Origin of the sequence: Mycolicibacter virginiensis (genome assembly GCF_022374935.2) — a bacterium.
Taxonomy (GTDB): Bacteria; Actinomycetota; Actinomycetes; order Mycobacteriales; family Mycobacteriaceae; genus Mycobacterium; species Mycobacterium virginiense.
This window is the reverse complement of record NZ_CP092430.2, coordinates 207,107-233,056: the sequence shown is the minus strand read 5'-3', so window position 1 is coordinate 233,056 and position 25,950 is coordinate 207,107. Positions and strand designations below refer to the sequence as shown.

Genomic DNA, 25,950 nt, shown 5'->3' with positions numbered 1-25,950 from the left:
CCGATGACCTTCACGTTTCGTCTCGAGAACACCCGCCGGCCGCTGCAAGCGCTCGCCGTACCGCTGGCCATCACCTCCGCCGTCACCCTGGGCGTATCCCCGGCCCTGCACCCGGTATCGACCACGGCATGGAAAACCGTTGCGGCCCAGGTGAAATTGCTGGACACCGAGGCATGGATCATGGGCGGCAGCGGCCTGCCGATCCCGCCCCAGAGCTACATCGACGCGCTCTTCGAGCGCTACATCGATCCCGCCACCCCGTTCTTCGACGGTCAGCCGCGCTACCCGGTGGATAAGACGAATCCCTTGTTCACACCGGAAGGCCTCTACCCCAACAGTGGCGTAAAAAGCCTGGAACTGGACCCGTCCGTCGCCCAGGGTGTCACCATCCTGCACGACACGATCAACAAGCAGATCGCCGAAGGGAACAATCTCGTCGTACTGGGCTACTCCCAGAGCAGCACCATTTCGACCATCGTGATGCGCGATCTGTTGGCGCTGCCGCCCGACCAACAGCCGACGGCCGACCAGCTGTCCTTCGTGCTGCTGGGCGCCCCCAACAATCCCAACGGCGGCCTGTTCGAGCGCTTCGACGTCTTGACCGATGGCAGCTACCCGACCATCCCGAGCCTGGGCATCACGTTCAACGGCGCCATCCCCGACGGCACCCCGTGGGACACCTCGGTCTACACGCTGGAATACGACGGCTACGCCGACTTCCCGAAGTACCCGATCAATTTCCTGGCCGACCTCAACGCCGTCCTGGGCATCATCTACGAACACACCATCTACCCGAGCCTGACCGCCGAACAACTGGCGACGGCCATCGAATTGCCGATGAGCGAGGGTTACGACGGCAACACCCACTACTTCATGATTCCCAGCGAGATACTGCCGCTGTTGATGCCGCTGCGTTCGATCCCAGTCATCGGCGAGCCGCTCTACGACTTGCTGGAACCGAGCATGCGGATCCTGGTGAACCTCGGCTACGGCAGCATCACCGAGGGCTGGTCTTCCGGCCCGGCCAATGTGGCCGCGCCGTTCGAGTTGTTCCCGACAGACCTCAACTGGGGTGAGGTCCTGACCGCGCTGGGCAATGGGGCGCAAGAGGGCTGGAACAACTTCGTCGACGATCTGTCGAACCTGTCCTTCCCCAGCGCGGCCGATTTCCTGGGCGCCTCGGCGGGCGATGTCGCATCGTTCGCGCTGCCCAGCCTCAGCGAACTCGCCAACGCGTTCAGCAGCATCGCTGCGTCGGCTTACGCGACGCTGCTGCCGACTGCCGACATCCTCAACGCCCTGTTCACCACCGCACCGGCGTATGCATTCGAGGTGTTCGCCCAGGAACTCGCCCAAGGCGACATCATCGACGCCATCGGCCTGCCGATTGCCGGCGTCGTCGGATTGGGCACGCTGGCAGCCGGTTTCGAGTTCCTCGCACTCAACGGTGCGGTCCGCGAAATCACCGCGACCATCCAGGATCTCTTCACGGCCTGAGGCCGCGCCCGACTATCCGGTCGCGGCGGCGTCGGCGCCGTCGCGGCCGCCGGGGGCTTCTTTGAGGCCGCGCCAGAACAGGTCGATCATCAGCTCGCCGGCTTCGTCGACGCCGGTGTCGCCGGTGCTGACCCGACTCGCGATCGCCTCGCCGGCGCCCACCAGCGCGACGGCCATCAGCTCGAAGTCGACGCCCGGTTCGGGCTTGCGCGTGCCGGCCCGCAACAGCCGGCCGACCAGCTCGATGATTCGCTCGCGGCCCTCGCGCACGGTGTGGGCGAACGCCTGCGAACTGGTGGCTTGGGTGTACATCACGATCCACGACGCCCGGTTGGCGTCGATATAGCGTAAGAAGGCGCGAATTGTATTGCGCAGCATGTCTTTCGGGGGCTGCTGAAAGTCGATCTCGGTGCGCACCGACTCGACGAACCGGCGCAGTTCGCGGTCCAGACATGCCCCGAACAGCTCTTCTTTCGAGCCGTAGTACAGGTAGAGCATCGGCTTGGAGATCTGCGCGGCCGCGGCGATCGAATCCATCGAGGTCTCGTGGTAGCCGTTGACCGAGAACATCTGCACCGCGGCGTCGAGCATCTGCTGTTCGCGCACGGCCCGCGGTAACCGCTTGCTACCAGCTGCCATCGCCTCGAGGTCCTTCCGCGCTCCCCCTCGGCCCGATCTTACCGAAGAGTAACTTGTGTGCTGCTCGGTGCCGCCGGAATCACCCGTGGCAGTGCGTACCGGGCTTCTTGACCGCGGTGACGCGCGCCAGCGACGCGTCGACGGCTTCCTGCTTCAGCTCGCCGGCCGACACCGCCTGCTCCAGCCGGTCCAACACCGCGGGCACCTCGTCGGTGGTGACCCACAGCGCGATGTCGACACCGGCCGCCAAGCTGCGCAGCACCGCTTCGGCGACCCCGTAGTGCTCGGTGATCGCCGCCATGGACGACAGGTCGTCGCTGAACACCGGGCCGTCGAACGCCGGGCCGTGATAGTCGGTGCCGGTGCGCAGCAGCTTGACCGCCGCCGGGCTCAGGCTGGCTGGATCCTCGGTCAGCCCGGGCACTTCCAGGTGGCCCATCATCACCGCCACCGGCGCCTCGGTGACCAAGGTGCGGTAGGGCACCAAGTCGTTGTCCTGCAACTGCGCCAGAGGCGGTGTGACCACCGCGCCGGCCGTGTGCGAGTCACCGGAACCGTGGCCGTGGCCGGGGAAGTGCTTGAGCACCGGCAGCAGCCCGGCGTCCCGCAGACCCTGCGCATACGCGCCGGCGTACTCGGTGACCTTGGCCGGATCCGAACCGAACGAACGGTCACCGATCACGGTGTCTTCGTCGGTGTCGGCGTCCACCACGTCGACAACCGGCGCGAAGTCGACGGTGATGCCCAGGTCAGCCATTTTGCGGCCCCGCTCAGCGGCCAACTCACGCACCTGCGCGGCGCTACTGGCCTGCGCCAGCTCCTTCGCCGACGGCGACTTCCCGATCAGCGACGACAGCCGAGACACCCGGCCGCCCTCCTCGTCCACGCTGACCGCCAGCGGCAGCGGGCCGGTGGGCGCCTGGCTTTCCTTGATCTCCTTCAGCGAACCGTCGGTGAGCATGGACAGCTCGGTCCAGCTGCCGATGAAGATGCCGCCGACGTGGTGATCGGTGACCACCGCACGGGCGTCGGCCGCATCACGGACCCCCACCATCACCAGCTGTGCCAGCTTGTCGCGGACCGAGAGGGCCGACACCTGTGCACACACCGGATCCACCGGCGCGGAGGCCGTCGCAGTAGGCGACGCCCCGGCGTCAGCCGACGGTGCGGGCGTCTCGTCACGGTGCGAGCACGACGTGACGAGTGCCGGCAGCACCGCGGCGGCCAGCAGCAGACCGGGCAGTTGTCGAGTCAGCGATCCAGGCATCGCACCATGCTGTCACGGCCGGAACCGCCGGGCTCATGCGGCGGTCCCAGCGTCGCCTCTCCTACGTCGAGCCTCACTGAACCGCCGGGCTCATGCGGCGGTCCCAGCATCGCCTCTCCTACGTCGAGCCTCACTGAACCGCCGGGCTCATGCGGCGGTCCCAGCATCGCCTCTCCTACGTCGAGCCTCACTGAACCGCCGGGCTCATGAAGGCCCACGTGCTACGTTGGCGGTCGGGGCCCAAGCGGGGGCTGATGTTGATGGCGCCCCTGACCTACGTCACGAGAGTGCAGAAGGAGCCTGACCATGCCTCGGTTCGTGGTGCCGGCCGCCATAAGCATCGTCGTGGGGGTATTGCTGGGTGCGGCGGCCGTCTTCGGGGTCACGCTGATGGTGCAACAAGACACCAAGCCGCAGATCGCCGGTGGCGACCCGCAGTCCTCGGTGCTGAACAGGGTGGAATACGGCAACCGCGGCTGACCTGCGGACGCCGGCAACGCCCGACCGTCCGCCGGCAAAGCCGCAGGCTGTAACACCGTTGTCCCGGCGCTGGTTGTGGCTGGTCGGCGCCGTCTCCCTGACTTTCAGCCTGCTGCAGGCGCCCGGACGGATCTCGCCGGACACCAAGCTCGATCTGACCATCGCTCCGCTGCGGTTTCTGGCTCGTGCCGCCAACCTGTGGAGCAGCGAACTGCCGTTCGGCCAGGTGCAGAACCAGGCGTATGGCTACCTGTTCCCGCATGGCACCTTCTTCCTGGCCGGTGATCTGCTGGGGCTGCCCGGCTGGATCGTTCAGCGGTTGTGGTGGGCGGTACTGCTCACGGTGGGGTTCTGGGGCCTGCTGCGGGTCGCCGAGACGTTGCGGATCGGGACCCCGACGGCACGGTTGATCGGCGCCACCGCATTCGCCCTGTCGCCACGAGTGCTCACCACGTTGGGTTCCATCTCTTCCGAGACACTGCCGATGATGCTGGCCCCCTGGGTGTTGCTGCCGGTCATCCGGGCGTTGGGGGCGCCACGTGATCCCGGCCCGGACACCGCGGAGCGGTCCGCACGGGTGCTGGCTGGCCAGGCAGGGGTCGCGGTTGCGTTGATGGGCGCGGTAAACGCGGTCGCGACGCTCGCGGGGTGCCTGCCGGCGATCATCTGGTGGCTGTGTCATCGCCCGAACCGGCGCTGGTGGCGGTTCACCGGCTGGTGGCTGCTGGCGCTGGCCTTAGCGGTCACCTGGTGGGTGGTGGCCCTGCTGCTGCTCGGCCGAGTCAGCCCGCCGTTCCTGGACTTCATCGAATCGGCCGGCGTCACCACCCGGTGGACGTCGCTGACCGAGATGCTGCGCGGCACCCACAGCTGGACACCGTTCGTCGCGCCGAATGCCACGGCCGGGGCACCGCTGGTCACACGTCCGGTGATGGTCCTGGGTACCTGCCTGGTGGCGGCCGCGGGTCTGGCCGGACTGACCGGCATGCTGTCTCGGCGCTTGCCCGGCGCCGGACGGCTGGTCACCATGCTGCTGATCGGGGTGACGCTGCTGGCTATCGGCTATGCCGGTGGGCTCGGCTCGCCGCTGGCCCACTCGGTGCAGGCCTTCCTGGACGGCGCCGGGGCGCCGCTGCGCAACCTGCACAAACTCGAGTCGGTGATCCGTATCCCGCTGGTTTTGGGGCTCACCCATCTGCTGGGCCGCATCCCGCTGCCGGGCAGCGCGCCGGCACTGGTGTGGCGGCGCGCGTTCGTCCATCCCGAACACCACAAGTCGGCCGCGGTCGGTCTGGTGGTCCTGACGGCGCTGATGGTCTCGACGTCACTGGCCTGGACCGGGCGGCTCACGCCGCCGGGAACATTCAGCGCACTGCCGCAGTATTGGCGCGACGCCGCGGCTTGGCTCGCCGAGCACAACAACGGCGGCCCCACCCCCGGCCGGGTGCTGGTGGCACCGGGGGCGCCGTTTGCCACTCAGACCTGGGGCACCAGCCACGACGAACCGTTGCAGGTCCTCGAAGCCGGCCCGTGGGGAGTGCGCGACTCGATCCCGCTGACGCCGCCGCAAACCATTCGGGCGCTCGACTCGGTTCAGCGCCTGTTCGCCGCCGGCCGCCCGTCGGCAGGGCTGGCCGACACCCTGATCCGACAAGGCATCTCCTACCTGGTGGTGCGCAACGACCTGGACCCCGACAACTCCCGCTCGGCCCGGCCACTGCTGGTGCACCGCGCGGTCGACGGCTCACCGGGATTGCAGCGGGTGGCCCAGTTCGGCGATCCCGTCGGGTCAGGCACCGTGCGGGGATTCGTCGCCGACAGCGGCCTGCGGCCGGCCTATCCGGCGATCGAGATCTACCGGGTCGGCGATCCCGCGGCCGACGCAAACCCGGGAGCGCCGTACCTGACCGACCTTGACGCGATGCCGCGGGTCGACGGCGGCCCGGAGGTGTTGCTGCGACTCGACGAACACCGCCGATTACGCGGAGAGCCGGCGCGGGGCCCCGTGCTGATGACCGCCGATGCCCGGCGCGCGGATTTGGGCACACCGGTGGTCACCGTCACCGACACCCCCCTGGCTCGCGAAACCGACTACGGGCGGGTCGATGATCATTCGTCGACGATCCGCGCAGCCGGCGACGCCCGGCACACCCACAGCCGGGTGCCGGACTATCCGACCCCCGGCGCCAGCACGGTGTTCGGCGGCTGGCTCGGCGGCCGGCTGACCGCGTCCAGCTCGTCCTCGGACGCCACCACGCTGCCCGATGTCGCGCCGTCGACCTCACCGGCCGCCGCCATCGACGGCGACTCGGGAACCGCCTGGGTGTCCAACGCCCTGCAGTCGGCGGTCGGCCAATGGCTGCAGGTGGACTTCGACCACCCGCTGACCAACGGCACCATCACCTTGACGCCCAGTGCGACGGCCGTCGGCGCGCAGGTGCGGCGGATACAGATCTCCACGATCAACGGCACCACCACGTTGCGGTTCGACCGCGCCGGTGAGCCCCTGATCGCTGCGCTGCCTTACGGCGAAACACCCTGGGTGCGGATCACCGCGTCCGGCACCGACGACGGCTCCCCCGGCGTGCAGTTCGGCATCACCGATTTGGCGATCACCCAGTACGACGCTTCGGGCTTCGCGCATCCGGTCGACCTGCGCCACACGGCGCTGGTTCCCGCACCGCCCGCAGGCGCTCAAGTGGCGCAGTGGGACCTGGGTGCGGGCTTGCCGGGCCGGACCGGCTGCGCGACAGCCGACGGCGCGGTGCGCTGCGCCGCGTCGATGATGCTGGAGCCCGAGGAGCCCGCCAGCTTCAGCCGCACCCTGAACGTGCCGCGGCCCATGTCGGTGACCCCCACCGTGTGGGTGCGGCCTCGTCAGGGCCCGAACCTGGTCGACCTGATCGCTGATCCGGGCGCCTTGCGGGCCCACGGTGACGCCGACGTGCTCGACGTGCAGGGGTCGGCGTATGCCGCGGCCGATGGTGACCCGGGCACGGCGTGGACGGCGTCGCAGCGAGTGGTCGCGCACCGATCCCCGCCGACCCTGACCATCACGCTGCCGCGGCCGGTCAAGGTGACCGGCGTGCGGTTCACGCCCAGTCAGTCCCCGCTGCCGGCGCATCCCACGCTGGTGGCCGTGGACCTGGGCTCCGGCCCTCAGGTCCGGGAGCTGGGGGAATCCGACGATCAGCAGGTGCGCTTGCTGCCGCGGGTCACCGACACGGTCACGATCAGCCTGCTGGGGTGGGAGGACGTGATCGACCGCACCGCGATCGGCTTCGATCAGCTCAAGCCGCCGGGGCTGGCCGAGGTCAGTGTGCTCGGCGCCGACGGACGTCCCGTTGCCCCCGCCGATCACGCCCGCAACCGGTCACGTGCGGTCCACGTCGACTGCGACCATGGGCCGATCATCGCGATCGCCGGCCGGTTCGTGCACACTTCGATCTCCACCACTGTCGGCGCGCTGCTCGACGACAGGCCGGTGGCGGCGCAGGCGTGCGATCTGCGTCCGATCGCGTTGCCGCCCGGCGCGCAGGAATTGATGATCAGCCCGGGACCGGCATTCGTCGTCGACGGCGCGACGCTGTCGGGGCCGTCAGCGGCCACGGGAGCGGCCGCGACCTCACCGGCGGTGCTCGGCACGTGGAGCGCGGACCGGCGTGAGGTGACGGTGCCCCCCGCGCCATCCGCTCGGGTGCTGGTCGTTCCGGAGAGCATCAACGGCGGGTGGGTGGCGCGCACCTCGGACGGCACACGCTTGGCTCCGGTGGCGGTCAATGGATGGCAGCAGGGCTTTGTGCTGCCCGCGGGAACCGATGGGCCGATCACGCTGACGTTTGGGCCCAATCGGATGTACCGGCTCGGGATGGCCGGCGGACTGGCTCTGCTACCGCTGCTCGCGTTGCTGGCCTGGTGGCCAGTGCGGCGGGTCCGCGATCCCGGCCCGCCGGTAGCGCCGTGGGGGCCGAGCCGGCGCGCGGCGGCGACCGGTGCGCTGACGGTCGGCTTCTTGATCGCCGGGACCGCGGGGGCGGCGGTGTTCGGCGCCGCGATGGTGCTGCTGTTCGCATTGCGGCATAGGCAGCGCGCATTCGATGTGGCCCGGCTTGGATTGAGCGCCGGCGGCCTGATCACGGCGGGTGCAATCCTGTGCCGGCATCCCTGGCGGTCGGTGGACGGCTATGCCGGCCATTCGGCGGGGGTACAGCTGGCGGCCCTGATTTCGGTGGCGGTCCTGGCGGCCACGGCGGTGGTCGCCCGCGGTGGTCGCCCGCGGTGGTCGCCCGCGGTGGTCGCCCGCGGTGGTCGCAAGCTCGACGGAGTCGAGGGCAGCGGGCCACCGCAATAAGCCCAGCCGATGGAGTCGGGCGAAGCAGACCAGCGCCCATAGGCCGCTCGCGCAACACCGGCCCCGTGCGCACCGTCGGCCCGACATAGTGTGCTGTTCGATTCGGATATCGGCGGCGCTATCACCACCTGGCCCACCAACAGGCGATAGCGCATGCGATAGCCGAATTCGAACAGCACCACATGGTTCCGCCACGGGGCCGGTGGGGCCCACGTGGCATCTGGGGGGAGGACGCAGCTACTGCGCGGCTTCGAGCTTCTCGATCTGCGTGTTGAACAGCTTCACCAGGTCCTCGGCGTGCGTGGCGTCATCGGATCCGTCGCTCTCCACCCGCAACCCGATGTCGTTGCTGGTCGCCACGACGAGCACCCCGCGGTAGTAGCCGGAGATGGTGGAGGCGGTGATCGAGATCGGCAACCGGATGGCGGCCTTGCTGGCACTGGTGATCACGGTCGCGACCGCCCATGGCGGCACCCCGTCCGCATCCAGCGGGTTCATCTGGATGTCGGTGGTCACCGAGCGACCACCCTGTTCGAAGGTCTGCTTGAACGTCTGGCACTTCTCCACGAACCGCTTGAGGTTCGGACGGTCTGGCGTCAGGGCCAGTCGCACCCGCATCGTGTGCAAGCCGCCGGGCTGCAGCTTGGCCAGCGTCGCCGTCGCGGTCTGCGTGGCGGAGGAGGGACTGGAGTAGAAGTCGGCGCATTCGGGCGGGTCGACCGTCAGATTCGGCATGTCCGAGGGGGCGTCGCCGGCGCTGTTCACCCCGCTGATCCACTTTCCGCCGGACGGGTCCGGGAACGAAGACCGCTCCACCAACATCTCCGAAGTCAGATCCTTGATGTCAGGTTTCCGAGACGGCTTGTCCTCAGCCGTGAGTCGGCCGCCCAGGCTCAGCACCAGCCCGGCGACCACCGCGACCACCACTGCGGCCGCGCCCAGCGACAACCACAACACCTTGCGTGACCTGGGCTCAGGCGCCGGAACCGGCCACGGCGCACCATAGGCCGGATAGCCGCCGGGAGCCACGCCGACAGCGTCGTCCTCCACCCACAGCGCCCAGCCCGGGGGCGGGGGCGGCCACGTCGGATCCGGCGCCCAGTCGGCATCCGGCGCCCAGCCAGGTGGCGGGGGCGGCCAATTGGGCGGTGGGTTGAAACGCATCGGGCGACTCCCGTATCGATGTACTGACGCTGGCTCGTGGCGAGCCTACGCGGTTCGATGGTGGCAGGCTGGACATGCACTCTCACACCGCAGCGCTTTCGAAGGAGGCCCGCGTGCCCGCAACACCGATAGCCACGACCAACCCGGCCACTGGCGAAACGGTCAAGACGTTCACCGCCGCCAGCGACGCGGAAGTCGATGCCGCGATCACGCGCGCGGCGAATCGCTTCGTCGACTACCGCCGGACCGATTTCGCTCAGCGCGCCAGATGGATGCACGCCGCCGCTGATCTGCTGGAGGCTGAAGCCGACGAGGTCGCCGCCATGATGACACTGGAGATGGGCAAGACGTTGACTTCGGCCAAGGCCGAAGCGCTCAAGTGCGTCAAAGGCTTCCGCTACTACGCCGACCACAGCGCGGAGTTGCTGGCCGACGAGGTCGCCGACGCGTCGAAGGTCAACGCATCCAAGGCGTTCGCCCGCTATCAGCCGCTGGGGGTGGTGCTGGCGGTGATGCCGTGGAACTTCCCGCTGTGGCAGGCAGTCCGCTTTGCCGCCCCAGCCCTGATGGCCGGCAACGTGGGTCTGCTCAAGCACGCCTCGAATGTGCCGCAGACCGCGCTGTACCTTGCCGACCTGCTGGGCCGCGCCGGTTTCCCTGATGGCTGCTTCCAGACTCTGCTGATCTCCTCGGGTGCCGTCGAGCGGGTGCTGCGCGACCCGCGGGTGGCGGCGGCAACCCTGACCGGCAGCGAACCCGCCGGGCGTTCGGTGGCCGCTATCGCCGGCGACGAGGTCAAACACACCGTGCTGGAGCTGGGCGGCAGCGACCCGTTCATCGTCATGCCCTCGGCCGACCTGGAGTCCGCGGTGCGCACCGCAGTGACAGCGCGGGTGCAGAACAATGGCCAATCGTGCATCGCGGCAAAGCGATTCATCGTCCACACCGACATCTACGACGACTTCGTCACGCAGTTCGTCAGCCAGATGTCGGCGCTGCGGGTCGGCGACCCGACCGATCCGGACACCGATGTCGGACCACTGGCGACCGAATCGGGCCGCGACGAGGTCGCGCAGCAGGTCGATGCCGCCGCCGCGGCCGGCGCGGTAATCCGTTGCGGTGGCAAGCGACTCAACCGCCCAGGCTGGTTCTATCCGCCCACCGTGATCACCGACATCAGCCGTGACATGGCGCTCTTCACCGAGGAGGTGTTCGGCCCGGTGGCATCGGTGTACCGCGCCGCCGACATCGACGAGGCCATCGAGATCGCCAACGCCAGCCCGTTCGGACTGGGATCCAATGCCTGGACCCGCGATGAGGCGGAGATCAGCCGGTTTGCCGACGAGATCGAGGCCGGTCAGGTCTTCATCAACGGGATGACGGTGTCCTACCCGGAGCTGCCGTTCGGCGGCATCAAGCGATCCGGGTACGGCCGGGAACTCTCGGGCCACGGGATCCGGGAGTTCTGCAACCTCAAGACGGTGTGGGTGGCCTGACGCCGGCAGATCACCCCGCCGCAATCTTGGCGGCGACACCGACCACCCGGGTGGCCAGGTGGTCGAGTGCGGCCAGAGTGGGCTCGTCCAGCTCGTTCTGGTTGTTCGGGCCGGTGATGTGCCCGACGCCGTAGGGGTTGCCGTCGGCGAACTTGATCGGGTCGGTGTAGCCCGGCGGGACCAGGATGCCGCCGAAATGCATCAGCGACACGTAGAGGTTCAACAGCGTGGCCTCCTGCCCGCCGTGGGCGGTCTGGCTCGAGGTGAAGCCGGCATAGACCTTGTCGGCAAGCGCACCCTTGGCCCACAGCCCGCCCAGCCCGTCCAGGAAGTTGCGGAATTGCGCTGAGGGGGAGCCGAATCGGGTGGGCGAGCCGAAGATGACGGCGTCCGCCCAGACGATGTCGTCACCGGTGGCCGCGGGCAGGTCCTTGGTTGCCGCGTAGTTGGCGCTCCACGCCGGGTTGTGGGCGAAGGTCTCCGGGTCGCGCGTCTCCTCGATGTGGCGTACGCGGACCTCGGCGCCCGCCGCCTCGCCCGCCTTGGCCACCCGTTCGGCCATCTTGGTGCCGTGACCGGTGGCCGAGTAGTAGATAACCGCCAACTTCGTCATTGCCATCTCTCCTTTTCTATGCGCCTGCGAGCAAGCGTTGCATCTCATTGAGTTCTGCACTGGCCGTATCGCTGCGACGGGCCCCGCGTAGTTCCAGCAGCCCAGCGAAGTCCCTGGCCGCCTTGGCAATCCGCTCAGACAGCCCCTGCGCGCCGAAGTCGGACGTCGCGGCGTACACCCCGGTGGGTGACACCAGCGCGTGCAGGTAGCTGAACATTGGCCGCAGGGCGTGGTCGAGCACCAGCGAATGGCGCTCGGTACCACCGGTCGCCGCGATCAGCACCGGCGTTTGATCCAGGGTCTGCTCGGGCAGCACGTCAAAGAACGACTTGAACAGCCCGCTGAACGTCGCATTGAATGTCGGCGTCACCGCGATCACCCCGTCACTGCCCGCGACCGCGTCGAACACCGCCTCCAGCTCCGGTGCGGCGAATCCGGTCAGCATCGCGTCGGTGATCGCCCGAGCCAGGTGACGCAGCTCGACGACCTCGATGTCGACTTCAATATCGTCCAAACCGAGCTCGGCGCGTACCGCCGCGCCGAGCCGGTCGGCCAACAGCCGGGTGGACGACGGCTCACGCAGGCCGCCGCTGATCACGGTCAACTTCATGACGCCGCCTGAATCTCGGATCGCCGCGCCGCCTCGACCAGGGATTCGTGCGTCGGCGCGCCGGGAACATGCGCGGGGCGTCCGATGGCGAACTCCTTGCGCAGCACCGGGATTACGTGCTCACCCAGCAGATCGAGCTGTTCGAGCACCGTCTTCAACGGCAGACCCGCGTGGTCGACCAGGAACAGTTGGCGTTGGTAGTCGCCGACGTAATCGCGGAAGCCCAGGGTCTTGTCGATCACCTGCTGCGGCGAGCCCACCGTCAGCGGGGTCTGCTCACTGAACTCCTCCAGGCTCGGGCCGTGCCCGTAGACCGGGGCGTTGTCGAAATACGGCCGGAACTCGTTGACCGCATCTTGGCTGTTGGGCCGCAGGAACACCTGACCGCCCAAGCCCACGATCGCCTGGTCGGCACCACCGTGGCCGTAGTGCTCGAAGCGCTGCCGGTAGAGCTGCACCATCCGCTTGGTGTGCGACGCCGGCCAGAAGATGTGGTTGGCGAAGAAGCCGTCACCGAAGTGCGCGGCCAGCTCGGCGATTTCGGGAGTGCGAATAGACCCGTGCCAGACGAACGGGGGAACCCCGTCCAACGGACGCGGCGCCAGGGTGAAGCCGTGCAGCGGGGTGCGGTATTCACCGCTGAAGTCGACGACGTCCTCGCGCCACAGCCGGCGCAGCAACTGATAGTTCTCCACCGTCAGCGGCAGCGCGGCCCGGATGTCCTTGCCGAACCAGGGGTACACCGGTCCGGTGTTGCCACGCCCCAGCATCAGGTCCACCCGGCCATCGGCGAGGTGCTGCAGCACGCTGTAGTCCTCGGCAATCTTGACCGGGTCGTTCGTGGTGATCAGGGTGGTAGCGGTGGTCAACTGAATGCGCTCGGTCTGCGCCGCGATGTAACCCAGCAGGGTTGTCGGCGACGACGGCACGAACGGCGGGTTGTGGTGCTCACCCGTGGCGAAGACGTCCAAGCCGACCTCCTCGGCCTTCTTGGCGATCGTCACGGTCGCCCGGATCCGCTCGGCTTCGGTCGGCGCGCGACCGGTGGTCGGGTCGACGGTCACATCGCCGACGGTGAAAATGCCGAACTGCATACCGGTGCTCGTCACGGCAGGCCCTCCTTGTGCGTTGGTCATACTCTAGCTGATAGTTGCTAACGCAACTAGTTCCTAGTTCATTCCCGCATAATCTGGCCGCTTAACGCGGCTGTTCACCTGGACGATTGTGGTTTGGTCAACTATATTTAGGCCTCATGGAGACACTGTGGCTCACCGAGGAGGAGCAGCAGATGTGGCGGGGCTACCTCGACAGCACGCGCCTGCTGCTGCGCAGCCTGGACCGACAACTGGTCAGCGACTCAGGACTGAGCCTGTCCGACTTCGAGATCCTGGCGCTGCTGTCCGAAGCGCCCGACCGCCGGCTGCGGATGAATGCGTTGGCCGACATCACCGTGACGACCCGCAGCGGGGTCACCCGAGCGGTCAAACGGCTGACCGACGCCGGTTGGGTCCACCAGGTCAAGTGTGAAGAAGACAAGCGCGGCCAGTACGCCGAACTCACCGAGTCGGGCATGGACAAGTTGCGTGCGGCGGCGCCGGGCCATGTGCACGCGGTGCGGGCCGGTCTGTTCGACTCGCTCAGTCCGCGCGAGGTGGAACTGTTCACCCACTCCTACGCGCGGATCCGCGACAATCTGCTGGAGCACCACTAGGCATTCTCGGCGAAGGCAACCGCCCGCCGCGCCAATCTCCATACGATCGAGCCATGTCGCAATGCCACACCGCGCGCGGGCCCATCGACACCGCTGACCTCGGCGTCACCCTGATGCACGAGCACGTGTTCATCATGACCACCGAGATCGCCCAGAACTATCCGGACGCCTGGGGCGACGAGGACGCCCGGGTGGCCGACGCGATCGCCCGACTGAGCGCGTTGAAGGCCGCCGGAGTCGACACCATCGTCGACCTGACCGTGATCGGACTGGGCCGCTACATCCCACGGATCGCCCGCGTGGCCGCCGGCACCGACCTGAACATCGTGGTGGCCACCGGTATCTACACCTACAACGACGTGCCGTTCTTCTACCACTATCGCGGACCCGGAACCATGCTGGACGGACCCGAGATCATGGCCGACATGTTTGTCCGCGACATCGAGTCCGGCATCGCCGACACCGGGATCAAGGCGGGAATCCTCAAGTGCGCCACCGACGAACCGGGCGTGACTCCCGGCGTCGAGCGGGTGCTGCGCGCGGTGGCCAACGCCCACCGCCGCACCGGCGCGCCCATCTCCACGCACACCCACGCCGGCACTCGCCGCGGCCTGGAGCAGCAGCGCATCTTCGAAGAAGAAGGCGTCGACCTGTCCCGGGTGGTGATCGGGCACTCCGGGGACAGCACCGATCTGGGCTACCTGGAGGAACTGATCGCGGCCGGATCGTATCTGGGCATGGACCGCTTCGGGATCGACCTGATCCTGCCGTTCGAGGAGCGCGTGAACACGGTGGCAGCCATGTGCGAGCGCGGCCACGCCGACAAGATGGTGCTCTCCCACGACGCCAACTGCTATTTCGACGCGCTGCCCGGCGACCTGAGCTCGGTAGCCGCACCGAACTGGCACTACCTGCACATCCACAATGACGTCATTCCGGCGCTACGGCAGCGCGGCGTCACCGAGGAGCAGCTGCACACCATGCTGGTCGACAACCCGCGCAAGATCTTCGAGCATTCCGGCGGCTACTGAGTCCGGGACTTCACCGCGCCGGCGCAGCAACCCGTAGCGCCAACGACCCGACCAGCGCGTGCAACCGCTCATGGGTGGCGGCATCGGGATCACTGAGGCGCAACTGCAGAAGCTCGCGTGCGGCTGCGTGCAGCATTCGGGCGGTGTAATCGGGATCGGGCAGGTCCGGGTAGCTGCGCAGCAGCTCACCCGCCAGATAAGCACGAACAACTTCCTGCGCCTCCGCAAGACGCTCATGCAGTTCCGGCGGCGCGCCCTGCGGCGGGAACAGGAACAGCCGCCAGGTCGCCGGGCAGGCGTCGGCGGCCTTGACCACGCTGTCGAATCTGCCGGCCAGATCGCCGTTCCCGCCCGGCTCCGCCGCTTCGGCGATGACCTCGGCGAACTGGGCGCCCGCCCGCGCGGCCTCGCGATCGATCAGCGCGACGAACAGGCCGGCGGGGTCACCGAACTGCTGATAGAGCAGCGATCGGTTGATCCCGGCCTCGCGGGCTATCCGGTTGGGCGTGGCGGCGTGAAAGCCCTCGGCATCCACGATCGCGTGGGTCACATCGAGGATCTGGCTACGCCTGGCCTCGGCCGTCATTCGCCGCCGTGACTGCCCCAAAGTCATAGTTGACAGCATAAGTACCACACTGTTACTTCTGTAACTAACAATTTGTTAGTTACTGGAGGCCGGATGCCCACGCACTACCCCGAGCTTGCGCGCCGTGTTCACAGTCAGCGCGACCTGCAGCCGGGCCTCTACGGGGACATCGACTTCGACGTACAGCCCTACCGCACCACCACCGATCCGGGCGATCTTTCAGCGCTGCCGGAGTGGGTCGCCGACCGCGCTCCCTACCTGGCCGACGAGCAAGCCGTCGAACTGATCTGTACGGCAACCCTGCTTGGCGACGTGGTGGCCGACCCCTACGCGGCGCTGATGTCCGAGTACAGCGTGCCCGCGTTGATCGACATGCTCCAGGTGGCTTGCCGCGAGGGCATCGACGCGGTGCCCGACGCGCCGCCGGAGCTGGTGGCGTTCATCGCCGACATGGAAGCCGCGCCCCCGTGGCTGGACATGGATCTGGTGCGTGAAGGCGCGCGGCACGCCCGCCTCCCGGCGGCATTGGTGGCGCCATTCGTCACCCGGGGCGCCTTCATCGCGACCTTCGTCAACACCTACGCCGCACTGCCGATGGCGCTGACCGGCGCGTTGTCCGGCCGTCGCGCCGCGCGCCGGGTCAACGAGACCACCAGCTTCTTCGCCGTCACCACGCTGCCCGGGGCCCTGGACCGCCACGGCCCGGGCTTCGAAGCGGCCGCCATGGTGCGGCTGATGCACTCGATGGTCCGCTACAACGCGCTCAAACGCTCGGAGAAGTGGGACGTCGACGTCTACGGGGTCCCCGTCCCCCAGGTCGACCAGATGCCGGCCGGAATGATCAATCTCTACCTGCTGGCCACCGCCGCCCTGCGGAAAGGGCGCACCGAATTCAGCGCCAGCGAGCGCGCCGTCGTCGAATTCACCCGCTACCGAGCGTTTTTACTCGGTCTGCCCGAGGAACTCCTGCCGACCACGCCGACCGAGATCGTCCACCTCATCCACACCCGTGGGGCACTGCTGCGTGAAGACTTCGACGACGCCACCTGTGGCGAGATGGTGCGCTCGACCATGGCCGCGTATCTGCGGCCCGTCGACACCCGATGGGAACGCATCGCCGACGCCGTCGAAAAGAGTTACAGCAAAGCCGCTTTCACGAAGGCCTTCTGCAACGGTGACCGCGCCGTCGCCAAGGACAAAGGGGTGTCAATCGGCCTGGCCGACTACCTGCGGATCGGCGTGACGGCGCCGTTCATCGTCGGGCGCCTGCTGGTGGTGCGGCGCGCCAGCCGAATCCCGGCACTGCGCCAGCTCACCGACGACTACCTGGTGCGGCTTGTCAAACGTCGACTCAAGACCTACGGCAAGCCCGAATTCACCAGTGATGCAAACGATTACACACCGGCCGGGCAGCTGGCGTAACGCGCTACCAGACCAGCCGGGCGAGGTAAGTCTGGGCGTAGTTGCGGACGGCGACCGTGTCATTGATGTCCAGCACTCCGGCCCGGTTGGTGAGCAGTGATGCGACCAGGCGCACCAAGATCTCCGCGGTGGTGAGGACCGCCTCGTCGGGCATCGTCACCCCGCAGAGCCGCAGCGTTGCGGCGACCAGATGGCTTGCACGCACCAGGGCCTTCTCACCGCTGGGGGTGTTAACTCCGATGAGCAGCTCCGGCTCGCTTTCGATGACCGCGGTAGCCAGCGGACTCTCGGTGATGCGGCGCATGGCGAGGGTGAAGCATTCCACGATGGCGCCGCGGGCATCCTGCGCGCGGGCGGCGTTGCCGAGCTCGACGAACAGGGCCTGGGTATCGGTCTCGACGAGCTGCTCGAACAGCGCTTCTTTGGTGGGGAAGTGCCGGTACAGCGTTCGCCGGCTCACGCCGGCGCGCTGGGCGATGGCATCGATATTGGCCCGGCGAAATGCATGCCGGGTGAACTCCACCCGAGCGGCCTCCAGGATGGCGCCCGCCGTGCCGCTCATGGGGTCGCCGACCTTGACTGCTGCCGGACCGGCCATGGCGTTCATCCTGTCATGCTGTGCGGCGAGCTGGGGCCGAGGCGAGGTGGGCCGTCGAGCCTGCCGGCGGGTCTTCCCACCTGTTATCGTGACACAATTACATGAAACTGTGCCATCGTGCAGCAGTACTGTCGTTTATCGGAGGTCTTGGATGCCCACGCACTACCCCGAGCTGCATCAGCGGGTCCGCCGTCAGGCCGAGCTGCTGCCGGAGCTCTACGGCAATCTGGACTTCGACGTGCAGCCCTACCGCACGGCGGCCTCCCCCGACGACGTCTCCTCGCTGCCGGGTAACCCCGCCACCCGGGCCAAATTGCTGGCCGACGACGCCGCCGTCGAACTGATCACCACGGCCACCTGGCTGGGCGATGTGGTGTCGGACTCCTACGCCGCATTGATGGGTCAGTACAGCGTCAGCACTCTGATCGGCATGCTCAAGCAGGCCTGCCGCCACGGTGTCGACGCGGTGCCCGACGCGCCGCCGGAGCTCGCCGCGTTCATCGCCGACATGGAGTCCACCCCGGACTGGCTGGACATGGACCTGGTTCACAAGGGCGCAGAGCACTCCCGGCTCCCGATGGCGCTGTTGGCACCGTTCGTCGTCCGCGGAGCGTTCATCGCGACCTTCCTCAACACCTATGCCGCGCTGCCGATGGCGCTGACCGGCGCACTGTCGGGCAAGCGTGCCGCCGGTCGAGTCAACGAGACCACCAGTTTCTTCGCCGTCACCACGCTGCCCGGCGCCCTGGACCGGCACGGCCCGGGGTTCGAGGCGGCGGCCATGGTGCGACTGATGCACTCGATGGTCCGCTTCAACGCGCTCAAGCGATCCCCGAAGTGGGACATCGACGTCTACGGGCTACCGATTCCCCAGATCGACCAGATGCCGGCCGGGATGATCAACCTCTTCGTGCTGGCGATGGACGCCCGCCGCCAAGGACGCACCGAATTCACGCCGAGCGAGCGCGCCCAGGTCGAGTTCACCCGCTACCGCTGCGTACTCCTCGGCCTGCCCGAGGAGCTGCTGCCGACCACGCCCGCTGAGATCATTCGGGTGTTCAGCGCCCGTGCCGCGCTGCTGCGCGACGATTTCGACGACTCCACCTGCGGGGAGTTGGTCCGCTCGACCATGGCCGCCTACCTACGGCAAGAGAACACCTTGAGCGAACGCATCGCCGATGCGGTCGAGAAGAGCTACAGCAAGGCCTTTTTCGTCAAGACGTTCTGCGGCGGCAAACGCGACGTGGCCAAGAAGATGAGCGTCACGCTCAGCGCGGGCGACTACGCGCGGATCGCGTGCACGGCTCCGTTCGTGACGGGCCGCCTGCTGGTGGTGCAACGCGCCGTACGCACCCCCGGCCTGCGCCGGCTGACCAACGCGTACATCCTCCGACTGCTCAAGCGACGGCTGGCCGCCTACGGCACGCCCGAATTCACCAGCGACTCCGCCGAGTACACCCCGTCGGGCAAGGCCGCCTGATCAGCATCGGAGCGCTCCGGCGGATGCCGGTTCTCCCAGCCCCGTAGCTTCTCGCGACACGGCTGCTCCACCAGGGCATAGCTAACCGCAGCGATGGCGACGGTGAACACCAGCGTCAGCGCCAACACCACCGCCATGTCCCCGGTGAACGCGAATCGGCCGATCACCGGGAACACCATGTCGAGGGCCGCCAGGTGCCAGATGAAGATCCCGTAGGACCAGCGGCCAAAGGTCACCATCGGCGCACTGGCCAAGAATCGGTGCGGGGTGTCGGGCCGGTCCAGCACCAGCGGCGCCAGCAGCGCCCACGCCAGTACTCCGCCCATCGCGGTGCGCACGATGAACTGACCGACGGTCGCCGAGGTCAACCCTTCCGGCCCAGCCAGCGGCGAGGCCGCCACGCCGAACGCCACCAGGGTCAGCAACGCCATCGGCAGCCGCCGGCGGGCCAGCCGGTGCACCCGCCCGACCGGGCTGTATGCCCACTCCGCCAGCAGCATGCCCGCCCCGAACCAGCAGCCGTAGGCCGGCGCCCAGTTCAACGGATTCACCCCGTAGGGCGTGTGGATGGGCAGGAAACCCCACCCCAGGCTGAGCAGCGCCACGCCGGCAATCGCCGGTATTCGGGCGCGCACCGGCAACCACCGCGCCGCCAGCGCCAGCAACGGCAAGGCGATGTAGAAGCTGACCTCAACGGCCAGGCTCCACATCTGGGTCAGGCCCGGGGTCAGCGTCAGCGGCACGTAGATCTGCGTCATCGTGAGATTGGCCAGCCACACCACGAGGCTGGCGTCGCCGGCATCGGGCAGCAGCGCCAGGATCACCACCACCGACACCAGGTAAGCCGGCATGATCCGTACCAGGCGTGACCGCAGGTAATGACCGGTCGGCGGTGCCGGACGCAGTCCGCGCGCGGCCGCCGCATGGCCACGCCACAGCAAAAAACCGCTCAGCGCGAAGAACACCGCGACGGCCATGTCGAAACGACCCCACAGCCGGCCGCTGATCCCCGACGAGTGTCCCGTCTGGAACGCGACGTGCGTGATAACCACCCCAATAGCCGCGCAGGCACGCATACCCTCGACGGCAGGCAGGAAGCTGCGTACGCCACCCACCTGCTGACTCATCTGATTTGGGACCGAGGCATCGATGGACACACAGTAGCTGTTGCCGCCGCTGCTGTTAGGGTCAAACAAATTTGGGTACGGGGACAAAAGGAGGATGCGGCGACGTGAACCGAGCAATCATGATGCGTATCGCGGCATGCGCAGTCATGGGCCTCGGCGCCGCCCTGATGGTCGCGGCACTGCTGCTGTCCACCTACACCGCGGGCAGAATCGCCAAGATCCCGCTCGACATCGACATCACGCTGATCGGCAACGGCAGCGGCGCCGCGCTGGACCCGGAGTCCCTCGGCAGTGAACACGCCGTCGTCGATCAGGACGTGCCGCTGGTGTCCCAGCAACAGATCGGTGTCGAGTCGCCCGCCAACGCCGACGTGGTGACCCTGCAGGTCGGCTCGTCGCTACGGCGCGCGGACCGGCAGAAGGACACCGGGCTGCTGTTGGCCATCGTCGACACCGTGACGCTGAACCGCACGACCGCCGAGGCGATTTCGGATGACACCCACCCGGGTGGCTCGGTGCAGCGGCCGCGCAACTTTGATGACGAGAGCCCGCCCACCAACATCGCCCTGCCGCACGAAGGTCTGTCCTACCGGTTCCCCTTCGACACCAAGAAGCAGTCCTACCAATACTTCGATCCGATCGCGCAGAAGGCCTACGAGGCCAACTACGAAGGCGAAGACGACGTCAATGGGCTGACCACCTACCGGTTCGTCCAGAACGTCGGCTACGACGGCGACGGCACCCTGGCCGAGCCGGTGCGCTACCCGTCGCTGTACGGCCACGACGAAGACGGTGAGATCACCGCCCCCGCCCGGCTCTGGAACATCGAAGGCGCCGACCCCGACGAAGATGTCACGATGACGCGCTACTACGCCGCGCAGCGCACCATGTGGGTCGACCCCGTCTCGGGCACCATCGTCAAGTCGAAGTTGCACGCCAACCACTACTACGCCCGAGACGCCCTCAAGCCGGAGATCGCACTGGCCGACTACACCGTCACCAGCTCCGAGGACACCATCGAAGCGCAGGTCAACGCGGCCCGCAACGAACGCGACCGGGTGGCACTGTGGTCCCGGGTCCTGCCGATCACCTTCACCGCGGCGGGGCTGATCTGCTTGATCGGCGGGGTCCTGGTCGGCTGGTTCAGCCTGCCGGCCGAGGCCGCACTGGGCCGTGGCGACCGGCACGGCTCCGACGGCGGATTCTTCGGCGGTTTCGCGCCCAAGGCACCCACGGCTGACCGCCCGTCCGGGGCCGAGGCCGAGACCGAGAAGATCCCGGCGCAACGTCCCCAGTTGGACCGCCCGGCGACACCACCGGAGTCGAGCCCCCCGGACCGGGGCACCCCGGATCCGGCTCCCGACCAGCCGTAGTTCCGCGGTGGTGCGAGCCAGGCGCTGGGTCGCGCCGTGCTATGCACTCGGGCTGACACTGCTCATCCTGGCGCCATTGCTGCGCCCGGGTTATCTGCTGTTGCGAGACGCGGTTTCGACGCCGCGGTCATATCTGACCGGCGCGGCCCTCGGGCTGGGTGAGGCGGCCCCGCGCGCAGTGCCCCAAGACTTCGCGGTGGCGCTGGCGTCGCGACTGATCGACGGCGGCACCGTGGTCAAGGCGCTGCTGTTGGTGGGTCTGTGGCTGGCTGGATGTGGTGCCGCACGGCTGGTGGCGATCGTGCTGCCCGAGGCCGGGCTGCCCGGTCAGCTGGTGGCGATCACGGTGGCGATCTGGAACCCGTATGTCGCCGAGCGGTTGCTGCAGGGCCATTGGAGCCTGCTGGTCGGGTACGGCTGCCTGCCTTGGGTGGCGGCGGCGATGCTGGGGTTGCGCGACGGCGCAAACGGGCCCATGCGGCGGTCCCGGCTTCACCTCACCTCCGCCGGCCCGGGGGCCGACTCCGACGAGCCTCGCCGAACCGCCGGGCCCATGCGGCGGTCCCGGCTTCACCTCACCTCCGCCGGCCCGGGGGCCGACTCCGACGAGCCTCGCCGAACCGCCGGGCCCATGCGGCTGTTCGGCCTGGTGTTCTTTTTGGCGCTGGCCGGCCTGACACCCACCGGGCTGCTGCTGGCGGCGGTGGTGGCGCTGGTGTGTGTCGCGGCGCCCGGGTCCGGGCCGCCGCGCTGGTGGTGCGCGGCCAGCGCGGTGGCGATCGCGGCGACCGCCGCGCTGCCGTGGCTGATGGCGGTGGTGCTGAGCCCGGGGTCCGCGCAGGGCGAGTCGGCCGGGGTGGCGGCCTTCGCGGCCCGCGCCGAGCCGGGGCTTGGCACCCTGGGCAGCCTCGCCGGCCTCGGCGGGATCTGGAACGCCGAGGCGGTGCCCGGTTCGCGACGAACCGCTTTTGCGCTAGTGGCGACGGCGGCGTTCATCGGGGTGCTGGGACTGGGATGGGCCTCGGTGCGCGACCTGCCCGCGGTGCGGCCGCTGCTGATCCTGGCGGGCGCGACGGTGCTGACGTTCAGCCTTCTGGCCACCGGGCCGGGGCTCGCACTGTTGCGTTGGGCCACGGAGATCGCACCTGGGCTCGGGGTGCTGCGCGACGGTCAGAAGTGGGTTGCGCTGGCGGTGCCGGGCTACCTACTGGCTGGTGCCGGGGCGGTCGTGGGGCTGCGGGACCGACTGCCGCCGGCGCGGGCGGCGCTGGTGTGCTGCGTCGCGCTGATCGTCGTCCTGCCCGACCTGGCCTGGGGAGTGGCCGGGCGGGTCACGCCGGTGCACTACCCGCCCGGTTGGGCGGCGGTGGCGGCCAAGATCAACGCCGATCCGCGCCCGGTCGCCGTGCTGCCGGCCGACACCATGCGCCACTTCATCTGGGCGGGGCCGGCTCCGGTGCTCGATCCGCTGCCCCGGTGGGTGCGCGCCGAGGTGCTCACGACCGGCGACCTGACCGTCGGCGGACACACGGTGCCCGGGGAGGGCAGCCATGCCCGCGAGGTGCAGGAGGCACTGTTGTCCGGAGCTGAGCCCGCCACGCTCGGCGTCAAAGGGGTGGGTTGGGTGGTCACGGAATCCGACGTCGACGGCGAAATAGGCTCGGCGGCAAAAACTCTGACCCGCCTGCCGGTGGCCTACCGGGATTCTGACCTGACCGTCCACCGGGTCGGCGGTCGCGGGCCGAAGACATCGGCCGGACCGCGCCGCGCCGCGATAGCCGTCCACCTGGTGTGGCTGGCAATGCTGGTAGCGGGCGCGGGAGGTCTGGCGGCGCCGTTGATTCAACGACGCCTGCGCGGTTAGCGGCGAAGTTCGCCGCTGAAGACGGTCACGGCGTGACCGGTCAGGATGACACGGTCGCCGTCACGGCGGACCCGCATTTGCCCGCCTCGCGCGGAAGCCTGTTCGGCCGAGAACTCCTCGACCCCGAGGCGCCTGCCCCACAGCGAGGCGAGAGTGCAATGCGCAGAGCCGGTCACCGGATCCTCGGACAGCCCGAAACGGGGCGCGAACACCCGGCTCACGATGTCGGCGCCGCCGTCACCGGCTGCCGTGACCACGACGGCGCGAGCGTCGACCTTCGCCAGCGACGCCGGGTCCGGTACCAGCGCACGGACTTCGGCCGCCGATCCGGCTTCCACGAGCACGTCCATACTTCCCCGCCACACCGAGCGGATGCTCACCCCGGGCAGGCCGGCCACCAGATCGGCCGTCGGCGACTCGGCGCGCACCGGGTCCGCCGGAAATTCCATGCTGATCGCACCATCAGCACCCGTCGTGCAGGACAGCAACCGCTCGCCCACGCAGAAGGACTGATTCCCACCAAGGACATGGGCACTGGCCAGGGTTCCCGAACCGCACAACGCTAACTCAGCCACCGGGCTGAACCACCGCAGCGCTCGCGGACCGGTCTCACCTTTGGCCGGTTCGATGAATGCCGTTGCCGGGCAGTTGAACTCAGCAGCCACCGCCTGCATCCACGCGGTGTCGGCGGGACCATCCAGCACCACGACACCGGTGGGGTTCCCCCGGAATCTGACCGTCGTGAACGTGTCGACTAGATATGCCGGGACAGTCACCTAGGCGTCCAGGAAGCGGGCCCGTACACCGGGCCCGGGGATAGGGCAGGTGTCGCGCCTGCCACCCAACCGATAGCGGACGGCAGCGAAGCGGTCGTAGAGCCAGTCACGCAGTCCTGCCGGGATGATGCGGGCCGCGAGCAGCAGCCGGAAGGGGCCGCCCAGATAGCTCAGCACCCGCAGGGCCGCCCCGGATCGAACATCGATGTGCTCATCGGGCCGGCCGGGGTTGTCGACGAAGACCATCGAATCAACGTCGCGCAGCTCCGGATGACGCTCGATGATCGCGCGCGCGAAGTCACTTTCCAACGCCGCAAATCGCAGGGTGCCGCGCCGGTCGAACCGCAGGATGCTCTGCACCGATCGATTGCAGATTCCGCAGACACCGTCGTAGAGCAGGACAGGAGCGGGGCGGTCGTCGGTCACCGGTGCACCTCCACGTGTCTGCACAACCTCTTAGCCCAGTATGAAGCAGCCTGCTAACCGGTAGGAATCGGCGCCGACTGAGGAGCGCTAGGCGATAGGGTCTCGGCGTGGACTTCACCGCGACCGAGATTGCGGCCGCAGTTCAAAGCGGATCACTGACGGCCCGAGCCGCCACCCAGCAAGCGCTGCACCGGATCGAGCAAACCCAGCCGGCCTTCAACGCGTGGCAGGTGATCCGCAGCGATGCTGCGCTGGCCGAGGCGGACGCGATCGACGCCCGCGACGATCGCGATTCGCTTCCTTTGGCGGGCGTTCCGATTGCCATTAAGGACAACATCGCCGTCGCCGGGGAACCAATGCGGGACGGCTCGCTGGCCACCAGCGCGGCACCTCAAACAACCGATCACGAGGTCGTTCGTCGCCTTCGCGCTGCCGGCGCGGTGATCGTCGGGCTGACGCGCGTTCCCGAGCTCTGCATCTGGGGAGCAACCGATTCGGCCTTCGGCGTCACCCGCAATCCCTGGAATCCGGAACGGACGCCCGGAGGCTCGTCCGGGGGGTCCGCGGCTGCGGTCGCATCGGGAGCGGTACCCGTGGCCCACGGGAACGACGGCATGGGTTCGATTCGGATCCCGGCTGCATGCTGCGGATTGGTCGGCCTCAAGCCTGGTCACGGTGTGGTGCCGGTCGGCGAGGCGCACGCGTCCTGGGGAGGGATGTCGGAGAACGGACCGCTTACGACCACGGTCGCAGATGCCGCGCTGATGTTCTCGGTCCTGGCAGCCGATCCCGATGCCGCGGCACTGATCGATCCGCCCACGCTGCGGATCGCCGTGTCGACTTCGGCTCCCAGCCTCGCGACGCCGGTGGCACGAGGCTGGGCTGAGGCGGTCCATCGGACTGCCGATCTTCTTCGCGGCGGCCACCTCATTCGGTCGGCGACCCCGCGCTACCCGGCCACGCTGATGAACACGACCGCACTGGCGTTGTGGACGGCGGGAGCTGCAGCCGATGCACACGTCTCGGCGAACGCCTCCTTATTGGAGCGCCGCAACCGCATCCATGTGCGGATCGGAGACGCCGTCGTGAAGCGGGGTCTGGCGAACCCCAGGGGACGCGAAGTGTGGCGGCAGCGCGCGTTGGAATTCTTCGCCGACACCGACGTCCTGGTCACGCCGACACTGGCTCAACCGCCGATCAGATCACGACGTTGGGCGCAGCGGGGCTGGCTGGCCTCGCTGGTCAGCAACGCTCGCTACGCCCCCTTCGCCGCACCGTGGAACATCATCGGTTGGCCCGCGATGAATGTGCCCGCCGGACTCGACCGCCGGGGCCTGCCGGTCGGCGTGCAGTTGGTAGGAAAACCCGGGTCGGAGCGGACCCTGCTAGGTCTCGCCGCTCAAATCGAGCAGCTCCAACCCTGGCCGCGTACTGCTTAG

At 68.4% G+C, this 25,950-nt stretch carries 23 protein-coding genes; 11 read left to right on the top strand and 12 right to left on the bottom strand.

The window, feature by feature from the left end; genetic code table 11:
* Window positions 1–3 precede the first annotated feature (3 nt).
* Window positions 4–1,497 (top strand): PE-PPE domain-containing protein, encoded by a 1,494-nt coding sequence (locus MJO54_RS01125; protein WP_046286481.1) that lies wholly within the window; start codon window positions 4–6, stop codon window positions 1,495–1,497.
* Window positions 1,498–1,509: 12 nt separating this feature from the next.
* Here the strand turns inward: MJO54_RS01125 and MJO54_RS01120 are convergent, their stop codons facing one another.
* The 3 genes from MJO54_RS01120 to MJO54_RS01110 form a co-directional block, all read right to left on the bottom strand.
* Window positions 1,510–2,136 (bottom strand): TetR/AcrR family transcriptional regulator, encoded by a 627-nt coding sequence (locus tag MJO54_RS01120; protein ID WP_046286480.1) that lies wholly within the window; start codon window positions 2,134–2,136, stop codon window positions 1,510–1,512.
* A 79-nt stretch (window positions 2,137–2,215) separates the two neighbouring features.
* Window positions 2,216–3,403: a glycoside hydrolase family 3 N-terminal domain-containing protein gene (locus MJO54_RS01115; protein ID WP_240175499.1), complete on the bottom strand. Its 1,188-nt coding sequence runs from the start codon at window positions 3,401–3,403 to the stop codon at window positions 2,216–2,218.
* Window positions 3,388–3,570 carry a hypothetical protein gene (locus tag MJO54_RS01110; RefSeq protein WP_240175498.1) on the bottom strand — a complete coding sequence of 61 codons (183 nt, stop codon included), beginning with the start codon at window positions 3,568–3,570 and terminating at the stop codon, window positions 3,388–3,390. The genes MJO54_RS01115 and MJO54_RS01110 overlap by 16 nt, the downstream gene beginning before the upstream one ends.
* A 139-nt stretch (window positions 3,571–3,709) precedes the next feature.
* Here MJO54_RS01110 and MJO54_RS01105 point away from each other — a divergent pair, with 139 nt between their 5' ends.
* A complete protein-coding gene (locus MJO54_RS01105; protein WP_013827163.1) occupies window positions 3,710–3,883 on the top strand; it encodes a DUF2613 domain-containing protein in 174 nt (57 codons plus the stop codon).
* 58 nt (window positions 3,884–3,941) lie between these two features.
* Window positions 3,942–8,234, top strand: a complete 4,293-nt coding sequence (locus tag MJO54_RS01100) for an alpha-(1->3)-arabinofuranosyltransferase (protein WP_240175497.1) — start codon at window positions 3,942–3,944, stop codon at window positions 8,232–8,234.
* 237 nt (window positions 8,235–8,471) lie between these two features.
* Here MJO54_RS01100 and MJO54_RS01095 read toward each other — a convergent pair whose 3' ends face one another.
* Window positions 8,472–9,398, bottom strand: coding sequence for a hypothetical protein (locus MJO54_RS01095; RefSeq protein ID WP_105295634.1), 927 nt, complete (start codon window positions 9,396–9,398; stop codon window positions 8,472–8,474).
* A 113-nt stretch (window positions 9,399–9,511) separates the two neighbouring features.
* Between MJO54_RS01095 and MJO54_RS01090 the strand changes: the two genes are divergently transcribed.
* The gene (locus tag MJO54_RS01090) at window positions 9,512–10,894 is read left to right on the top strand and encodes an NADP-dependent succinic semialdehyde dehydrogenase (RefSeq protein WP_234783306.1); all 1,383 of its coding nucleotides are present in this window, start codon (window positions 9,512–9,514) and stop codon (window positions 10,892–10,894) included.
* 10 nt (window positions 10,895–10,904) lie between these two features.
* Here the strand turns inward: MJO54_RS01090 and wrbA are convergent, their stop codons facing one another.
* The 3 genes from wrbA to MJO54_RS01075 are packed head-to-tail and all read right to left on the bottom strand — an operon-like array spanning window position 10,905 to window position 13,211.
* Window positions 10,905–11,507, bottom strand: a complete 603-nt coding sequence (gene wrbA, locus MJO54_RS01085; RefSeq protein ID WP_064888528.1) for an NAD(P)H:quinone oxidoreductase — start codon at window positions 11,505–11,507, stop codon at window positions 10,905–10,907.
* 16 nt (window positions 11,508–11,523) lie between these two features.
* Window positions 11,524–12,117: a CE1759 family FMN reductase gene (locus MJO54_RS01080; protein ID WP_046286402.1), complete on the bottom strand. Its 594-nt coding sequence runs from the start codon at window positions 12,115–12,117 to the stop codon at window positions 11,524–11,526.
* Window positions 12,114–13,211, bottom strand: coding sequence for an LLM class flavin-dependent oxidoreductase (locus tag MJO54_RS01075; RefSeq protein ID WP_046286403.1), 1,098 nt, complete (start codon window positions 13,209–13,211; stop codon window positions 12,114–12,116). The genes MJO54_RS01080 and MJO54_RS01075 overlap by 4 nt, the downstream gene beginning before the upstream one ends.
* 158 nt (window positions 13,212–13,369) lie before the next feature.
* Between MJO54_RS01075 and MJO54_RS01070 the strand changes: the two genes are divergently transcribed.
* Entirely contained in the window at window positions 13,370–13,828 is a 459-nt protein-coding gene (locus MJO54_RS01070) for a MarR family winged helix-turn-helix transcriptional regulator (protein WP_046286404.1), read from the top strand.
* Between the two features lie 53 nt (window positions 13,829–13,881).
* Complete coding sequence (locus tag MJO54_RS01065) at window positions 13,882–14,859, top strand: phosphotriesterase family protein (RefSeq protein ID WP_046286405.1); 978 nt, start codon at window positions 13,882–13,884, stop codon at window positions 14,857–14,859.
* Window positions 14,860–14,869: 10 nt separating this feature from the next.
* On the opposite strand, the gene MJO54_RS01060 is transcribed toward MJO54_RS01065, so the two are convergent.
* A complete protein-coding gene (locus tag MJO54_RS01060) occupies window positions 14,870–15,445 on the bottom strand; it encodes a TetR/AcrR family transcriptional regulator (protein ID WP_052741335.1) in 576 nt (191 codons plus the stop codon).
* 93 nt (window positions 15,446–15,538) lie between these two features.
* Here MJO54_RS01060 and MJO54_RS01055 point away from each other — a divergent pair, with 93 nt between their 5' ends.
* On the top strand, window positions 15,539–16,867 hold the full coding sequence (locus tag MJO54_RS01055) for an oxygenase MpaB family protein (protein WP_046286407.1): 1,329 nt from the start codon (window positions 15,539–15,541) through the stop codon (window positions 16,865–16,867).
* A 4-nt stretch (window positions 16,868–16,871) separates the two neighbouring features.
* Here the strand turns inward: MJO54_RS01055 and MJO54_RS01050 are convergent, their stop codons facing one another.
* Window positions 16,872–17,465, bottom strand: a complete 594-nt coding sequence (locus MJO54_RS01050; RefSeq protein ID WP_046286411.1) for a TetR/AcrR family transcriptional regulator — start codon at window positions 17,463–17,465, stop codon at window positions 16,872–16,874.
* A 151-nt stretch (window positions 17,466–17,616) separates the two neighbouring features.
* On the opposite strand from MJO54_RS01050, the gene MJO54_RS01045 reads away from it, so the two are divergent.
* Window positions 17,617–18,945, top strand: a complete 1,329-nt coding sequence (locus MJO54_RS01045; protein ID WP_046286408.1) for an oxygenase MpaB family protein — start codon at window positions 17,617–17,619, stop codon at window positions 18,943–18,945.
* Here MJO54_RS01045 and MJO54_RS01040 read toward each other — a convergent pair.
* Window positions 18,882–20,072 (bottom strand): acyltransferase family protein, encoded by a 1,191-nt coding sequence (locus tag MJO54_RS01040; RefSeq protein ID WP_240175496.1) that lies wholly within the window; start codon window positions 20,070–20,072, stop codon window positions 18,882–18,884. The genes MJO54_RS01045 and MJO54_RS01040 overlap by 64 nt on opposite strands.
* 104 nt (window positions 20,073–20,176) lie before the next feature.
* Between MJO54_RS01040 and pgfA the strand changes: the two genes are divergently transcribed.
* Both pgfA and MJO54_RS01030 read left to right on the top strand, forming a co-directional pair.
* Entirely contained in the window at window positions 20,177–21,445 is a 1,269-nt protein-coding gene (pgfA, locus tag MJO54_RS01035) for a cell envelope lipid trafficking protein PgfA (RefSeq protein ID WP_052741336.1), read from the top strand.
* A 7-nt stretch (window positions 21,446–21,452) separates the two neighbouring features.
* Complete coding sequence (locus MJO54_RS01030; RefSeq protein ID WP_240175495.1) at window positions 21,453–23,309, top strand: MmpA family trehalose lipid delivery protein; 1,857 nt, start codon at window positions 21,453–21,455, stop codon at window positions 23,307–23,309.
* Here MJO54_RS01030 and MJO54_RS01025 read toward each other — a convergent pair.
* Window positions 23,306–24,085 carry a PhzF family protein gene (locus MJO54_RS01025; protein WP_046286794.1) on the bottom strand — a complete coding sequence of 260 codons (780 nt, stop codon included), beginning with the start codon at window positions 24,083–24,085 and terminating at the stop codon, window positions 23,306–23,308. The genes MJO54_RS01030 and MJO54_RS01025 overlap by 4 nt on opposite strands.
* Window positions 24,086–24,511: a thiol-disulfide oxidoreductase DCC family protein gene (locus MJO54_RS01020; RefSeq protein ID WP_046286800.1), complete on the bottom strand. Its 426-nt coding sequence runs from the start codon at window positions 24,509–24,511 to the stop codon at window positions 24,086–24,088.
* A 107-nt stretch (window positions 24,512–24,618) separates the two neighbouring features.
* Between MJO54_RS01020 and MJO54_RS01015 the strand changes: the two genes are divergently transcribed.
* Complete coding sequence (locus MJO54_RS01015) at window positions 24,619–25,950, top strand: amidase (protein WP_046286795.1); 1,332 nt, start codon at window positions 24,619–24,621, stop codon at window positions 25,948–25,950.

What these genes read in the sequence shown, in the direction of transcription:
- MJO54_RS01050 (WP_046286411.1), bottom strand. Translation starts at nt 17,465, where the DNA reads ATGGCCGGTCCGGCAGCAGTCAAGGTCGGCGACCCCATGAGCGGCACG.
- MJO54_RS01065 (WP_046286405.1), top strand. Translation starts at nt 13,882, where the DNA reads ATGTCGCAATGCCACACCGCGCGCGGGCCCATCGACACCGCTGACCTC.
- MJO54_RS01055 (WP_046286407.1), top strand. Translation starts at nt 15,539, where the DNA reads ATGCCCACGCACTACCCCGAGCTTGCGCGCCGTGTTCACAGTCAGCGC.
- MJO54_RS01120 (WP_046286480.1), bottom strand. Translation starts at nt 2,136, where the DNA reads ATGGCAGCTGGTAGCAAGCGGTTACCGCGGGCCGTGCGCGAACAGCAG.
- MJO54_RS01080 (WP_046286402.1), bottom strand. Translation starts at nt 12,117, where the DNA reads ATGAAGTTGACCGTGATCAGCGGCGGCCTGCGTGAGCCGTCGTCCACC.
- MJO54_RS01115 (WP_240175499.1), bottom strand. Translation starts at nt 3,403, where the DNA reads ATGCCTGGATCGCTGACTCGACAACTGCCCGGTCTGCTGCTGGCCGCC.
- MJO54_RS01070 (WP_046286404.1), top strand. Translation starts at nt 13,370, where the DNA reads ATGGAGACACTGTGGCTCACCGAGGAGGAGCAGCAGATGTGGCGGGGC.
- wrbA (WP_064888528.1), bottom strand. Translation starts at nt 11,507, where the DNA reads ATGACGAAGTTGGCGGTTATCTACTACTCGGCCACCGGTCACGGCACC.
- MJO54_RS01105 (WP_013827163.1), top strand. Translation starts at nt 3,710, where the DNA reads ATGCCTCGGTTCGTGGTGCCGGCCGCCATAAGCATCGTCGTGGGGGTA.
- MJO54_RS01075 (WP_046286403.1), bottom strand. Translation starts at nt 13,211, where the DNA reads ATGCAGTTCGGCATTTTCACCGTCGGCGATGTGACCGTCGACCCGACC.
- MJO54_RS01110 (WP_240175498.1), bottom strand. Translation starts at nt 3,570, where the DNA reads ATGCTGGGACCGCCGCATGAGCCCGGCGGTTCAGTGAGGCTCGACGTA.
- MJO54_RS01045 (WP_046286408.1), top strand. Translation starts at nt 17,617, where the DNA reads ATGCCCACGCACTACCCCGAGCTGCATCAGCGGGTCCGCCGTCAGGCC.
- MJO54_RS01060 (WP_052741335.1), bottom strand. Translation starts at nt 15,445, where the DNA reads ATGACGGCCGAGGCCAGGCGTAGCCAGATCCTCGATGTGACCCACGCG.
- MJO54_RS01040 (WP_240175496.1), bottom strand. Translation starts at nt 20,072, where the DNA reads ATGAGTCAGCAGGTGGGTGGCGTACGCAGCTTCCTGCCTGCCGTCGAG.
- MJO54_RS01125 (WP_046286481.1), top strand. Translation starts at nt 4, where the DNA reads ATGACCTTCACGTTTCGTCTCGAGAACACCCGCCGGCCGCTGCAAGCG.
- MJO54_RS01095 (WP_105295634.1), bottom strand. Translation starts at nt 9,398, where the DNA reads ATGCGTTTCAACCCACCGCCCAATTGGCCGCCCCCGCCACCTGGCTGG.